Below are 15,126 nucleotides of genomic sequence, written 5' to 3' on the forward strand. Positions count from 1 at the left end.
GAAACATCAGATTACTCTTTATTTGACTGCTCAGTTTGCAAAAAAGCAGCAATTCTTTTACCGGTCTCTGCCGGCTCATCTTCAAGAATGTAGTGTCCTGAGTCAGAAAAATAATGGTGTTCTGCATTCGGAAAGCGACTACGCCATTCGTCATAGAATACTCTGTTAAAACAGAAATCTTTTCCACCCCAAAGAATAAGTATCGGAATTTTGGCGTCCCTCAGGGTGGCAAGTCCATTTTCAGTGGTGGTCAGCTCCTCGTAGCTCACATGTTCTGTTTCCAAGGGGATATCCTGGACAAATGCAGCGATAGCAATACGATTTTTCCAGCTGTTGTACGGCGCGACATAGGCAGCCGCAATTTCTTTTGCCATCGGTTTGCTGACGGCCATAAACGTTGCAGGCCAGGCAAATGCATTAAACGCTCGAACAATAAACGGGCCGATAAACGGCCAGCGACAGATACGGATTCTTAGTGGTATCCGTTTTGAGCGAAAAGCTGCCGTATTAAGGACAACGATTTTCTCAATCCTTTCAGGATACCTGGTAGCCAATCCCATGCCTATGGCCCCACCCCAGTCATGTACAATAAGTGAGAAGCTGATGATATCGAGCCCACTGAGCAGTGTTTCGAGATTATCGGTATGCTGTTTCAACGTATAAGAATAGTTTTGGGGCTTATCGGAGAGACCACATCCTATATGATCTACGGCGATGACTCGATGATCTGTTGATAGTTTTCGAATGAGGTTCCTATAATAATAGGACCAGGTCGGATTACCGTGCACCATTACAACAACTGGGCCTACGCCCACATCGATGTAATGCAACCTGTGCTTGCCGAGCTGGAAAAAATTCGAAGAAAATGAATATTCGGGATACACGTAAATGATGTTCCTAAAGAATTGAGTAAGAACAGGGATCGCAGCAATACCGGGAGGTTCCGGCTATGACCTGTTGAAGAGTCAAAGGGTAACGGAGGGGCGGACAGGTGTCAACCATTTTACCGGGCGCTTCTTTTGTTTCACGTGGTTTTTCCATGTCTTCTTAAATGCCATTAATGGCATCACTACATAATGATACTCGGAAATATAGCACTCCATCATGCAATCGAACCATACGAGAAATACGTTACGATTACTGCGATAAAAATGATAACCACTATTCAAACCTAACATTTTGACAAAATTGCCATTTTCACCAACAAAAATGTTGCCATAAAGTCATTTATATGCTAAACGGCCATTATTGCTATAATTTAGGAGAGGGGAAATGCCCAACATGGCATTGGTCTACAGGATGTACCATTACTCCTAGAATACCTTTCAGATTCTATGGCAAAAAGATGGCCAGCGTGTTGTGCTGGGAAATTATTATTCGGTTCCAAAGGGCCCTGAGTTCAAAAGGAGTAGTTACAATGGCTGAAGGTACAGTAAAGTGGTTTAATGATGCTAAAGGTTTCGGTTTCATCGAGCAGGACGGTGGACCGGATGTATTCGTACATTATTCTGCCATCAAGTCGGAAGGATTCAAGTCCCTCGAGGAGGGTGCTCGAGTTAGTTTTGAAATTATCGACGGCCCCAAAGGACCTGCTGCCGACAATGTGATCAAGGCGTAATGCCTATTTGAGATATTGCTACAAGGAAAGCCCTGCCAAAAGCAGGGCTTTTCGTATTTCTGGGATTTGGTCGTCTCCGAAAAGGAGTTCACTTACATAGGAACGATCGGCAGATACTGCGGATTCCAGCGCATCCTTGTTATCAGCTCCCACATCCTCGACTCTTCAGACTGATGCTGAAAGTTAGAGAACACGCAGGGTCGACTCACCCCCAACTTTACGGCACACATCGCCACCGCCAGTGCAACTTTATTGCTGACCTTCTCAAGCTCCCCCACACCAGGCAGCAGTTGCCCCTGATCCAATTCCGTTCTTGAAACATGACTGGATACTGCCCGGGCAGCAGCATTGAAAAATTCCGGCAACACCTCGCGCGCCCCAGAAGCCAGAACTCCCAATCCAACTCCTGGAAAAATCAAAACGTTATTTCCCTGGCTGATTGTGCACGATCTACCCTGAAATTCAAAGTCGTTCAGCGGGATACCACTGACGACAAGGGCCTTGCCGTTTGTCCATTCATAGATATTGCGTACGCATTGTTCCGTCATTTCCACCGGGCTGTAGAGCGGCACTATAACCGGCCGCTCAGTGTTATTCTGCAGTGCCTGCACCACCCCCTGATCGATGCAGCCGTCAGTCGACGAAGTGCTGATATAAACAGTGGCAGCGCACTGCTTTATCGTTGCTGCAACGGAAGAACCGACATCTTTAAGCCACTTGAACCGTTTCGGGTCTTTGGCGTACCGTTTCAGGTAATACTCTCCAGCTCTTTTGGTAGTAATGACACCGTCCCGGTCGGCAAGAAAAATCATATCGCGAGCAGCCTGCTCACTGAGACCTTCTTCCTTTAAAGCCAGTTCCAACTGTTCGCAAATGCCAACACTACCGCTATCATCTCCAAATATCACAAATTTCTGCGCGGTAATTGATTCGTTTTTGGCACGCATAGCAGAAAAAATTGCAGCCAGTGTCACAGCACCGGTCCCCTGGATATCATCGCTGAAGGTTATGATCTCATCAGCGAACGCATCGCGAATACCAAAAGCGTTATGGCGATTGAGATTTTCCCACTGACAGATCGCATCGGGAAAAACATTTCTGAAGGCTCGAACGAATCGTCCGACAAACGAAAGATACTCTTCACCTTTTAAACGATGATTCCGCCAGCCAAGATATTTCTTGTCGCTGAGCAGCTCCTCGTTGTCGGTACCAACATCAAGCGATATCGGCAGACAGTGCCACGGCGCAATCCCTCCACCCTGGGTATAAAGCATCAACTTGCCGAGACAGACGGCGATACCGCCCGCCCCCTGGTCACCCATGCCGGGAATACCCTGATTGTCCGTCACAACAGCCACCCGGATATCGCGGTGCATATATCGGCGCAGGATATCTTCCGCCATGTCGATATTGCCGGGATAAAAATGGAGGCCGTTGGCTTGCCGATAGAGCGCGGAAAACTTTCGTACCGCAAGGCCAATAGTCGGGGTGTAAACGATCCCCATGTATTTCTGGAGATCACTTCGTATCACAGCATGGGCCAGGGTCACGTTCCGATCGAAAAGCGCTCTTACAAAGATGAACCGTTCAATATCTTCGATCTTCTCATCGACGATACGCCGGGTATTTTCGATCTGATCATCTATATTTCTAATACCGGGAGGCAACGATCCCTGCAGGCCCAGCTTGCTCCTTTCATCTTCGTTGAAAGCAGTCCCTTTGTTGACGAAGCTGATAGAAGTTGCGGCGCTGCCGCTACCGTAAACGATGATCTCCCGCGTGTTCCCGTACTCATCATATTTGAACTTGTACTGTATTTTCGACATGATTATTAACAGACTCCTTCATCACCAAATAGACAGATTGACAAGACCACCGCTTTACCCCATAATGCCGGCCATGGAAACATGGCAGAACATACTGAGAGACAGTATTACCACTTATGACGATTTGAAGAAACATCTTGGTTGCGATAATCCCGCAATTCATGATGTTATTTCTACCTATCCGCTACGCATCAACCCCTATTATCTCGGACTGATCAAAAAACCAGGTGATCCTCTCTGGCGACAGGCGGTTGCCGATCCTGATGAATTATGCGATACAGTTTGCCAGTCCGACCCGCTAGGCGAGGAAAAATTGAGCGCCGCCCCCCATCTGGTACATAAATATCCTGATCGGGTGCTGCTGCTGGTCAACGGTCAGTGCGCAATGTATTGTCGTTTCTGTACGAGAAAACGAATGGTTGGCACGGAGCGAATGACTATATCTCCTAAATCACTTCGTAAAGCCTATGACTACCTGCGCAATAACCCGCAGGTACGTGAAGTGCTGATCTCCGGTGGCGACCCACTGCTGCTTCCAGATGAAATGATCGGAGACATTCTCGCTGAGCTACGAAGTATCCCTAGTATTGAAGTAATCCGGATCGGCAGTCGCGTTCCCTGCACCCTGCCAATGCGTATTACACCACGCCTCGTAGGAATTCTGCGGCAACACCACCCACTCTATATCAACACCCATTTCAACCATCCCCTTGAGTTGACCGAAGAAGCACACCGTGCCTGCTCTCTACTTGCTGATGGTGGCATTCCGCTCGGCTGCCAGACCGTTCTCCTAAAAGGGGTCAACGATTCTCTCGAAATCCTGAAAGAGCTATTCACCGGACTTTTGCGAATGCGCGTCAAACCGTATTATCTCTTCCAGGCAGACCTCACTAGAGGAACCGACCACCTCCGCACCCACAGTTCGGTCGGTATCAACCTTATGCGAGGGCTTCTCGGCCACATCTCCGGCATGGCCCTGCCGACGCTTGCCCTTGACGCTCCGAACGGCAAAGGGAAAATCCCCCTCACGCCGCAATACATCATTCAGCAGGGGGAAAAACTCGAATTTACAAACTATCTAGGCGAGATCTGCACCTATCCCGAAGCTGGAGACCCTATCTAGCTCGGGATGGTCACCAAATAGCTGCCAACTGCTGCTCAATTTGCGAAATTGTGCTTTAGCCGGTGGATCAAACAGTCAACCTGTCTCCATAGATATCAGCGAAATGGCAATCTACCTCCCAGGCTTTTTTAGCCTTTTTGCACTTCAACTTGCCTCAGCACCATCCTTCACGCTATAATCATCTCACATTGATCACTCATCGCGTCTTCAGTTTGCCACCTCAGCCTATTCAACTCATATGAAAAAAGAAGAAATTCTGAAGAAAGTCATTGACTCTACGGATCTGCCCACCCTGCCGAATGTCGCTTCCAAGCTCATCACCATGACTGCTCGAGAAGATACGACACTTGCGGATATTGCAGCACTGGTCAGCCAGGATGTTTCCCTATCCGCCAAGATCCTCAAAGTGGCAAACTCTGCCTTTTACAGTTTCCCACAACAGATCGGCTCCATCAAACAGGCTGTTTCCATACTCGGCACCAACGCCGTGCGCAGTTTGGTTCTCTCTTTTTCTTTTTTGACCATGAAGCGCGGCAAACAAAAGACCACGTTTAATTTTGAACGCTTTTGGGAACGCTCTCTTGCCTCTGGAGTTGCCTCCAAACTGATTCTCGAAAAAGTCAAAGATGCTGACACTGAAGAGATATTTATCTGTGGCCTTTTACAGAATCTTGGCGAGTTGATCTTTGCCCGAACGATGCCGGAGACGTATGACGAGGTTGTACGCATCGTTGAAGAGCAGAAAAAAGACCCCGCCACGGTAGAGCTGGAACTTATCGGTATCCAGCATGCCGATGTTGGTTATCACGTGGCCAAACACTGGGGGTTTCCGGAGATGCTGCTCCTGCCGATACTGCACCATCATGCCCCTGAAGAGTACACAGGAAACAACAAGAAATTACGCCAGACCATACATGCTGTTTATCTTTCCGATCTTCTCACGAATATCCTCTTTGCCGACAATCCGGAAGAATTTCATGAAAAATTCAGGGAAGGAGCGAAACAACTCCTGCAACTCTCCAACGAAGATATCGAGGCAATCCTTTCCGACCTCCACCTCCAGGTTGAGCAGGCTGGTGACTATTTTGACCTGAAAATCAAAAATACCAAATCTGTCCAGGAAATCCTCCAGGAGGCCAACATCCGCTTAAGCCTCATGAATCTCGATTATGCCCAGATGAATAAACAGCTGATCCAGGCCAAGATCGCCCTCGAGAAACTGACTGCCGAGCTGGAAGAAAAAAACAAGGTCCTCGACAATCTTGCCAATCTCGATGGCCTGACCGGGGTTTATAATCACCGTTTTTTCCAGAACACCCTGGAGCAAGAGGTGAGCCGCGCCATTCGCCGCGAGTCGATGTTATCTCTTATTCTTGTTGATATTGATAATTTCAAGGTCTTCAACGATACGTACGGTCATCAGACCGGCGATTTTGTCTTAAAGGCCTTTGCCGAAACGCTCAAAAAGCATCTCAGGAACTATGACACCCTGGCGCGCTATGGAGGTGAGGAATTCGTTGTTATTCTGCCGGAAACAACAGATGAAGAGGCCATGGTCGTAGCAGAAAAACTGCGAAGAGCTGTTGAGGAGCAGACCTACAAAGATTCCCGTGAAACCTACAAGGTAACAGCAAGCTTCGGTGTTGCCTCCTGCGCCCCAGGCATTGTTGATGATTTTACGAAATCACTCTTTATCAATAATGCTGACGAAGCCTTATATGACGCCAAGGACAAGGGACGTAACCGGGTTTCTATCTATGCCCCAAAAAAGAAGTGGTATTCTTTTTCAAAATAGATCACCGCAACATCTTTCATCGGCACCTCTTTCATCATTAAGAGGTGCCGGTTATCTACATCATATTTTCCGGGTCTTTATCCAGCATAACCTTGCACCGACCACTCACAAGCTCCTGTTGATTCTGCCGTACATAGCTACACAGCGCGTCGAGAATCTCAATGGACGCCGCTTTTATCATCACCTGCCAGCGATAGTTCTTTTTCACCCGGTCGATGGGTGATGGTGCGGGTCCCAGTATTTCCACAAAACTCTTTTTTTCTTTGACGGCGGCTCTGCAGGCTGCGGCAATTCGACTCGCGCTACGTTCAACGTCCTGCTCGGATTCGCCCTGAATATGAATTGCCACCAACCGCACAAAAGGCGGAAATGCAGGATTCTTTCGCAGTTCGAGTTCCTTTTCCACCAAATGACGATAGCTGTGGGTACGAGCGAGGCTAATGGCATAATGTTCGGGACGCATGGTCTGGATATAGACTTCACCTGGCGAATCCCCCCTGCCTGCCCGCCCTGTTACCTGTGTGATAAGCTGAAAGGTTTTTTCGGCTGCCCGATAATCAGGGATCGCCAGACCACCATCAGCCCAGACCACTCCAACCAGGGTCACGCCAGGAAAATGGTGGCCTTTAGCAACCATCTGGGTGCCAACCAGAATATCGATCTCTCCGCCACGCATGAGCTTTAATGTCTGCAGAAATGCTTTTCTGTCTTTCGCGGTATCCGTATCAAGCCTGGCGACTCTTGCTAAGGGAAGCATTTCCTGCAATTCCGTCTCAACCCTTTCGGTACCGAATCCAACCGGCACGAGTTGCATCGATCCGCAACTCTCGCAGACGGTCTTCTCATGTACACTATAGCCGCAGTAATGACACAACAGCTGTTGCGTTGATCGATGGAGAGTGAGGGTCACATGACAATCGCGACACTGTACCGGGGTGCCGCACTCCTGACAAAGTACATTACTTGAAAAACCACGCCTATTGATAAGAATGACACTCTGGCGACCTGCTATAAAGTTCTCTTCCAATGCTTTTCGCAGCTGCGGCCGAAATAGACTCCTCTTGCCGCTCGACTGTTGCTTACGCAGATCAATCAACGTAACTTTCGGAAGCGAACGATTACCTACCCTGTTATCCATTGTCAGAAGACGGTATTTGCCACACAACGCATTGTGATAGCTCACCACCGATGGTGTCGCCGAAGCAAGAAGCACAACAATCCCCTGCTGTTTGGCCCTTACAACCGCAAGGTCCCTGCCATTATACCGTAAACTGTCATCCTGCTTGAGACCGGCATCGTGCTCCTCATCAACGACAATAAGGCCCAAATCGTTCAGCGGCGCGAATATTGCCGACCTCGCCCCGATCACAATTTTCGCCTCACCGGACATTGCCAGAGACCATTGATCGAACCGCTCAGAAGCACTAAGTCCAGAATGGAGCAGCACCACCTGCTCTCCAAAGCGCGAAACAAAATGGGCCTCCAGCTGGGTGGCTAAGGCAATCTCCGGAACTATCACCAGCACGCTTTTCCCTTGTCTCAGGGCAGCGGCAGTGGCCTGCAAATACACCTCAGTTTTCCCTGAGCCGGTAACACCATGTAACAGAAAAGGGGTATATCCCCCCTGTTCGATTGCCGGAACAATTTCAGCTAATGCAACGTTCTGCTCATCGGTCAGTTCCGTGGGTGCAGGAAAGAATTCCAATCTTTCACCCAGAGGGCTGCGAAATACCCTTTTCTTCTGCTCTGTGACCAACCTTTTTTCTTTAAGATCGCAAATGCCTTTGGCTGCACCGGCGTAGAGTTCCAACAACTCTTTTCGAGGTGAAGTACCATCAACTGATTTCTCCTCCAAACCCTTCATATAATACAAGGTCTTGGCTTCTGAAAGCTTGAGTTCAAGCCCCAGTTCTGCATCGAGTTGCCTGCGGTAATGCTGAAATATTTCTGACTCGTCAGGTAGATCAACAGAGGGTTGAGGCAACCAATGCTGCAGGCGGTAACATACCTCCATTTTCTCCTTTACCCCATCACTGGTGACCGATTCACAAAGCCGGAGTACGCCAAGTTTGATAAACTGCTGGATTGTCTTCTTCCACACCTTGCTAGCCAGCAGCTCCTTGGTAGCTGCAGCAGAAAGACTGCCCTTTTCCTGCAATGTAATCCGCCATTTCTCATCAGGAAGAGAAAGAAAACGCTCATCTTCTCTTGCGCTGTCGACCAGCTCAAGGCAGCGTACACTTCGTGGCGACATCCCCGCCGGCAAAGCAGCTCGGATCACCTCTCCGATCGGGTAATGGTAATAGTTTGAAATCCAGCGAAAGAGAGCAATAAGACTACAAGGAAAGACCGGTTTCACATCCAGGACTTCAGCAATATCTCTGATTTTAAATTCCCCTGATGCCACAACATCCTCAGCCAGCACATACCCCGTGACTTTTCGTCCCCCAAGTGGAACCAGAACCCGCCTGCCAATAAGCGAAATGGTTCCGTCGCCATCAGGGTTTGCAGATATTTTAACGGGCAAACGATAGGTGAGAGTCTGGTCAATCGGCGCCGCGACAGCTATTTCCAACAGCATCATAATAACAAAAGATGAAAAACAGGTGAATCAACAGGTGATACGTCCGAATCACATGGCCGCATCTATTGACGGAAAAGGGTGGTTCTGGGTACAACTAGTGGAAGCCACCGTGAGACTTTTTGCTAACGAAAAGCTTTTACCTGTGGTAAAGAGTTTCTTTTTTGCAACACAGAATTACCATACTTCACCTTTCTCAGTCATCCTATTAATGCGTATTCATTTCCCTCAGGAGCTGCCTGTTGTTGCCCGCAAGGAGGCAATACGCGAAGCTATTGCCAATAATCCGGTGGTAATCGTTGCCGGCGACACCGGCTCCGGAAAAACCACCCAGATACCGAAAATCTGCCTTGAACTTTATCCTGATTCTGAGCTTCTCATCGGCTGCACCCAGCCACGCCGGATTGCTGCATCGTCGGTCTCGAGCCGGGTCAGTGAAGAACTTGGGAAATTTGGCAATATCGTCGGCTATAAAATCCGTTTTCACGACTATACCAGCGATATAACACGAATCAAGTTCATGACCGACGGCGTGCTGCTGGCAGAGACCCGCAACGACCCTCTGCTCAAACGCTATAAGGTTATTGTGCTCGACGAGGCCCACGAACGAAGCCTCAATATCGACTTTCTCCTCGGCTATCTGAAAAAAATACTCCCCCGGCGCCCTGATCTTAAACTGATAGTCACTTCGGCCACCATTGATACAGCGGCTTTTTCCAAACACTTTAATGACGCACCGGTTGTGCAGGTCTCAGGCCGAACCTATCCCGTCACCGTCCGTTATCAACCGCCCGAAACAGATAACGAAGGTGAAGACGACAGCTATGTGGAACGCTGTGCAGAGGCGATCGTCTCTATTTATTCCAGCCAACCACCTGGCGACATTCTGGCCTTTCTGCCAACGGAAAAAGATATTCGCGCCTGCTGCGCTCTGGTAGCAAAAAAAGCCCAGGACGCTGTGGTACTGCCGATGTTCGGGCGCCTGCAATCAGCCGATCAGCGCCGCATCTTCCAAAGCTATAGTGCAACCAAGATCGTTATCGCCACCAACGTCGCCGAGACCTCGATCACCGTACCAGGCATCCGTTATGTTGTGGACAGCGGTTTGGCCCGGATGTCCTTTTACAATGCCAGGGCAAAAACCACCAGCCTGCCGATTCACCGTATCTCGAAAGCAAGCTGCGACCAGCGGAAAGGCCGCTGCGGTCGGATAGGGCCCGGTATTTGTGTTCGACTCTACTCAGAAGAGGACTACAATAATCGCGACGAATTCACAGCCCCCGAAATCACAAGGGCCAACCTTGCCGAAGTCATCTTGCAGATGGTCTCGCTGCAGTTGGGTCGGCCGGACCAATTTCCATTCATTGATCCGCCACATAAAAATGCAATCCGTGACGGCTATAAACTATTGCAGGAGCTGGGTGCCATCTCTCCAGACAACACACTCACACCTGCCGGCCGGTTCATGTCTGAGCTACCGGTCGATCCCTGTATTTCCAGAATCCTTCTTGAAGCAAAAAACGAGGACTGTCTGCACGAAGTCAAGATAATCGCTTCAGCACTGGCTATCCAGGACCCCCGCATTCGACCAGCTGAAAAAGAAAACGAAGCGGATGCCGCCCACCGGCAGTTTGCTCATAAGCATTCCGATTTCATGACGCTGTTAAATATCTGGAATCATTTCCAGGAGGATCAGGAACTCGGCCGTTCCTGGTCACGGCTTAAAAAATACTGCACTACCCACTTCCTGTCGTTCCAACGTATGCGAGAATGGGTCGATCTTCATGAGCAGCTGAGTGATCTCTTGCAACGTCGCAAAGATTTTTCCGACAACCGTCAACAGGGCTCTTACGAACAGATCCATAAATCGCTGGCGTGCGGGTTCTTGCGCAACATAGCAGTAAAAAAGCAACCGAAAATCTATCAGGGCGCCGCTAACCGTGAGCTCATGATCTTTCCCGGCTCACACCAGTTTCTCACCGCCGGTCAATGGATCATCGCCGCCTCTTTCATCGAAACCAATCGCCTCTACGCCCTGACGGTAGCGACTATCGAGTCTGACTGGCTTGAACCACTCGCCCCCCACCTGGTGAAATACTCCTGGTCGAATCCACGCTGGAACAAAAAGACGGGTCAGGTGGTGGCGGATGAAAAGGTAACCCTTTTTGGGCTGATTATCGTTACCGGCCGGCTGGTCAATTTTCCCAAACGGGATCCTAAAAATGTTGCCGAAGCCCGGACCATTTTCATTCAGGCGGCACTCATAGAGGGTAATCTTTCCGGCCAATACCCGTTTCTCGAACACAACCAGCAATTGATCGACACATGGAGAAAAGCAGAGGACAGACTTAGAACAACCGCCATCGTTCACGATGACAGCACTCTCTTTGCTTTTTACGAAAACCGTTTGCCGGATGAGGTCTGTGACAAAACCAGCCTTAACAAATGGCTGAAAAAAAGAGGCCATAAAAGGTTGATGATGTCCGAGGAGGATATTGTCAGAAACCGCCCGGATGACAATGTTCTATCAGATTTCCCTTCTCAACTATACATCAACAGTTTTGAGTTCCAACTCGATTATAACTTTTCTCCTGGCAGCGAAAGTGACGGCGTAACTGTTCGTATTCCCCTATCACTGGCACCCACTCTGCAACCCGCTGCTTTTGAATGGCTGGTTCCCGGACTACTTCGCCAAAAAATTCTTTTCCTGATCAAAGGATTGCCCAAGAGTTTGCGTCGACATCTCGTTCCTGCAAATCTCACCGTCGATAGACTGATGGACGATATCGACCTTTACAACGGCTCACTCTATAGCGCCTTATCTGGATCCGTTCACAAAATGTTCCGGATACACATTCAGCGGTCTGACTGGCCTGCTGAACTGCCAACCCACCTCCAGGCTCGCTTTGTCCTTTTTGATCTCAGCGGAAAAGAAGTCGCTGCCGGCCGTGATCTCCATCAACTGATACAATCCTCGGAGGATATCACCGACAATAAAGCTCGATCCGCAATAATGGATGACAACACCAGCGCTCTTCTGGCCCGCTGGGAAAACTTTAGCAGCCGGACATGGGCTTTCGACGACCTGCAGACGCCCATTCCCATTCGAACACCGCAGCAGGATGTGGCTGGTTTTCTCTATCCGGTGCTCGTCGCTCAACCGGATAAAGGAGGCGTCGGGGTCACCTTTGTCAGCGACCAGAAGCAGGCAGAACAGGATAACATCGTTGGAACAAGCTGTCTTTTCCGACTCCAGTTTGGGGATGGCTATAAGGCATTGAAAAAATATTGCGAATCAATGTTATCAGGGCCTTCCGCCCTTTTCTTGTTGCAAGGAGGGCTAACGCGCAGGCAGGTGGTTGATCAGATGATCACCTTCGTCATTCGGGCGCTCTTTCCTGCTGTAAACGGTACCATTCCAAGTCGCGAACTGTTTTTCGCACAAGTTGCCGCCATGCAGCAGAAGGGATTCTACCAGGAAGGTCGTCGAATTGTGGAAGAGGCAGTGTCAGTCTTAAAACTTCGCAAAGAAGTTCAGGAAAAATTAAACCACTTCCAACGACTCGATGGCCGCAAACTCGTTTTCACCGCTGATATGGTCACATTGTTTCAGGAGCAACTGAACTCGATTGTTTCACGGGATTTTTTTATTTCAGCCAAAGTGGTCGATCTTGAAACAGCACTGCGACAACTGCAATGCCTTATCATACGGCTGGAGAGATTTTATGCAAATCCAGCTAAGGACCAGGAAAAAATGAAACTTCTGCAACCCCATCTGGAAACCCTGCTTCAGCTGGAAAAACGAAAACCGCAGATGACCGATGAGGCAAAGGCTCTGCTTGCGGAATATCAATTATTAATCGGTGAATACCGGATCTCCATCTTTTCTCCGGAATTGAAAACCCGTATGCCGGTTTCCGCAATAAAACTGCAGCAGCAGCGTCAGCTGGTTTTGAGCCGTTGCTGAATTCCGTATTCGCAGTCATCATTGATGAAAAAAACGCGCCAATGAAGAACGCCAATGAAGAATAAAGTTACCATCGGTCTCTTACTCTGCATGGCCGGCCTTATTTTCTTAAGCAGGAATCAAACCCTCTTAGGGTTACCGCTCTTTCTTCTGGGTTTTCTGCTGATGAACAAGAAATGATGGATTAAAAGAAGAATAAAGGAGGATTAATCTTCAAGAACGCTTGCGAGAATATGTCTGAGACTATCCATACTATAGGGTTTTGGCAAGGCGTTACTGTAGCCGAAACTCGCAAAGTCACTCATCGCTGCATCTAACACACCGCTGCTCGTGACAATAATCTTCAAGTCGCTGCGTGATCCTTTTAGCTCTTTGCATATAACGTGATGATCGTCATTTCGCTGCTGCGAAGGGTCTATTAAAACAATTCTCACGACACTTTCTTTGGAATCTGTTGCCTCGGCAAGCTTTTCCACACCTTCCTGAAGGTTGTTCGCAATCGTTACTGGATACCCGAGGTGGACGAGCATGATTCGACCTACCTCCTGCATCTGTGGATCATTTTCGATAAGCATCACCCCAACGTTACGGTTTTTATCAGCCCAATTCTGTCCATGCCTTTCGTCTTTTTCATAACGAGGCAGGTAACAAGAGACCGTGGTTCCTTTCAGCAATTCCGAATCTACTACAACATAACCACCATGATTACGCAACGTAGCATAGACAACAGTCAATCCCAACCCCATGCCTTTTGAGGATCCACGCACTTTGCTGGAAAAATAGGGATCAAATATCTTTAGCAGGTTCTCAGCAGCTATACCACAACCAGAGTCATGAACCGCAATACAAACATATCGACCGGCGGGCACATATTGACCAGAAAGAATGACCGGTGCTGCATAATCGACGTTTTTCAGAGTAACCTTGAGAGGATTTTGCCCATCGGCCTCCAACCCGTTCTGAAGGATATTTGCAAGAGCTGCACTTATCTGATCAGGATTGATATTGACAATGGATCTATTGGTATCAAACTCGAGTTCGACACTGCCGCCTTTCTCTCGTTCAAATCTTCGCACCGTATTTTCGATAATTTCATCCAGTACCAACCTTTGCCGGCTCACTATGCCAAACGGAGATGAGTTGGAAATCTTACGAGTGAGATCGACAGCCATATAGGCAGCTGAACGAGCATGCTCCAGCAAGCTTTTGCGGTCACCATCCATGACCTTTTTTTCAATATGGGTCAGCATATCGAGATTGCCGCAGATAACTGTAAGCAAATTATTGAAATCATGTGCAATGCCGCCTGCCATGCAGGTCATTGCTTCCATCTTTGTCACAAGTTTGATGGCTTCGTTCAATTCCCGTTCATGCTCTTCAGCTAAATACTGTCGGGTAATGTCACGAAGAATGCATAAGCCAAAAGAGGCCCCAGGCTCCCGAACAGGAACAAACGATGCTGTAACCGCCCTATCACCGATACGAATAGGTCGATCCTCGTGAATATCCATGGGTAGCCCAACCGCATCAGGAAGCTGCGATCCAAGCCATTCACGGATCTCTTTTTGATGATCGCCCCAGTCCAGTTCATGAAAACTAGAACCGATCAATCGTTCTTCCTGTACCTCGAGAATTCGAAGAGCCGCTGCATTAAGGGATATGACAACACCGCTGGAGTCGAGTTCGACGATACCCTCTTCGAGATTTTCCAGAATACGTCGCAGATGTCGCTTGTCTGAGAGGAGCTCGACAGCAACGGAAGACACTTTTAAGCCATCAGGAATCCTGGTAATGCCTTTCTGCGGTTGGCCTTCACTATCGATCTGACGCTCAGCAAGCCGAACAAGAGCATCCTGCACATGGGCACGAAGTTCCTTGAGACTGCCCTTTGCAATGCACAGATCGTAATATTTCTCGGCGAAAATGTTTTCAAAATCCTCAAGAACTATTCCAGAAACAACCACCAGAAATATGCGTTGCAAGGCTGGGCTGCTGCGAATGATCTTGCAAAGTTGCTCGCCACCGATAAGCGGCATGACCAGATCGGTAAAAAGAATATCAGGCGTGTAAATCTTTAAGAGGTTGAGCGCCTCCAGACCATTGGGCGCGGTCCGGACCTCGCAGCCCTCCTGCTCCAGAAAGGCGGAGATTGCCCGCACCAGTACGGGATTATTATCAACAACAAGTGCTTTCACCGCCATGTCTAACTGTCCCTT

At 48.8% G+C, this 15,126-nt stretch carries 9 protein-coding genes; 5 read left to right on the forward strand and 4 right to left on the reverse strand.

The genetic code is table 11. From position 1 onward, the window contains the following. Window positions 1-11: 11 nt before the first annotated feature. Complete coding sequence (locus BUF15_RS06210) at window positions 12-830, reverse strand: alpha/beta fold hydrolase (protein WP_234981120.1); 819 nt, start codon at window positions 828-830, stop codon at window positions 12-14. 587 nt (window positions 831-1,417) lie between these two features. On the opposite strand from BUF15_RS06210, the gene BUF15_RS06215 reads away from it, so the two are divergent. After that, window positions 1,418-1,618 (forward strand): cold-shock protein, encoded by a 201-nt coding sequence (locus tag BUF15_RS06215; protein ID WP_073612595.1) that lies wholly within the window; start codon window positions 1,418-1,420, stop codon window positions 1,616-1,618. 92 nt (window positions 1,619-1,710) lie between these two features. Here BUF15_RS06215 and maeA read toward each other — a convergent pair whose 3' ends face one another. Then, window positions 1,711-3,444, reverse strand: a complete 1,734-nt coding sequence (maeA, locus tag BUF15_RS06220; RefSeq protein WP_073612596.1) for an oxaloacetate-decarboxylating malate dehydrogenase — start codon at window positions 3,442-3,444, stop codon at window positions 1,711-1,713. 73 nt (window positions 3,445-3,517) lie between these two features. On the opposite strand from maeA, the gene BUF15_RS06225 reads away from it, so the two are divergent. Together BUF15_RS06225 and BUF15_RS06230 are read left to right on the forward strand one after the other, a co-directional pair. Beyond that, the gene (locus tag BUF15_RS06225) at window positions 3,518-4,567 is read left to right on the forward strand and encodes a KamA family radical SAM protein (RefSeq protein WP_073612636.1); all 1,050 of its coding nucleotides are present in this window, start codon (window positions 3,518-3,520) and stop codon (window positions 4,565-4,567) included. A 238-nt stretch (window positions 4,568-4,805) separates the two neighbouring features. Next, complete coding sequence (locus BUF15_RS06230) at window positions 4,806-6,362, forward strand: sensor domain-containing diguanylate cyclase (protein ID WP_073612597.1); 1,557 nt, start codon at window positions 4,806-4,808, stop codon at window positions 6,360-6,362. Window positions 6,363-6,417: 55 nt separating this feature from the next. On the opposite strand, the gene priA is transcribed toward BUF15_RS06230, so the two are convergent. After that, complete coding sequence (gene priA / locus BUF15_RS06235; protein WP_159441236.1) at window positions 6,418-8,937, reverse strand: replication restart helicase PriA; 2,520 nt, start codon at window positions 8,935-8,937, stop codon at window positions 6,418-6,420. Between the two features lie 43 nt (window positions 8,938-8,980). Here priA and hrpA point away from each other — a divergent pair, with 43 nt between their 5' ends. Then, window positions 8,981-12,910 carry an ATP-dependent RNA helicase HrpA gene (gene hrpA, locus BUF15_RS06240; RefSeq protein WP_234981121.1) on the forward strand — a complete coding sequence of 1,310 codons (3,930 nt, stop codon included), beginning with the start codon at window positions 8,981-8,983 and terminating at the stop codon, window positions 12,908-12,910. Window positions 12,911-12,964: 54 nt separating this feature from the next. Further along, window positions 12,965-13,090, forward strand: a complete 126-nt coding sequence (locus BUF15_RS28040; RefSeq protein ID WP_268753162.1) for a hypothetical protein — start codon at window positions 12,965-12,967, stop codon at window positions 13,088-13,090. Between the two features lie 26 nt (window positions 13,091-13,116). On the opposite strand, the gene BUF15_RS06245 is transcribed toward BUF15_RS28040, so the two are convergent. Further along, entirely contained in the window at window positions 13,117-15,111 is a 1,995-nt protein-coding gene (locus BUF15_RS06245; RefSeq protein WP_073612599.1) for a response regulator, read from the reverse strand. Window positions 15,112-15,126 lie beyond the last annotated feature (15 nt).

The sequence above is a fragment of the Desulfopila aestuarii DSM 18488 genome, assembly GCF_900143695.1.
Lineage (GTDB): Bacteria > Desulfobacterota > Desulfobulbia > Desulfobulbales > Desulfocapsaceae > Desulfopila > Desulfopila aestuarii.

What these genes read in the sequence shown, in the direction of transcription:
- BUF15_RS06225 (WP_073612636.1), top strand. Translation starts at nt 3,518, where the DNA reads ATGGAAACATGGCAGAACATACTGAGAGACAGTATTACCACTTATGAC.
- BUF15_RS06215 (WP_073612595.1), top strand. Translation starts at nt 1,418, where the DNA reads ATGGCTGAAGGTACAGTAAAGTGGTTTAATGATGCTAAAGGTTTCGGT.
- BUF15_RS06230 (WP_073612597.1), top strand. Translation starts at nt 4,806, where the DNA reads ATGAAAAAAGAAGAAATTCTGAAGAAAGTCATTGACTCTACGGATCTG.
- maeA (WP_073612596.1), bottom strand. Translation starts at nt 3,444, where the DNA reads ATGTCGAAAATACAGTACAAGTTCAAATATGATGAGTACGGGAACACG.
- BUF15_RS06245 (WP_073612599.1), bottom strand. Translation starts at nt 15,111, where the DNA reads ATGGCGGTGAAAGCACTTGTTGTTGATAATAATCCCGTACTGGTGCGG.
- BUF15_RS28040 (WP_268753162.1), top strand. Translation starts at nt 12,965, where the DNA reads ATGAAGAATAAAGTTACCATCGGTCTCTTACTCTGCATGGCCGGCCTT.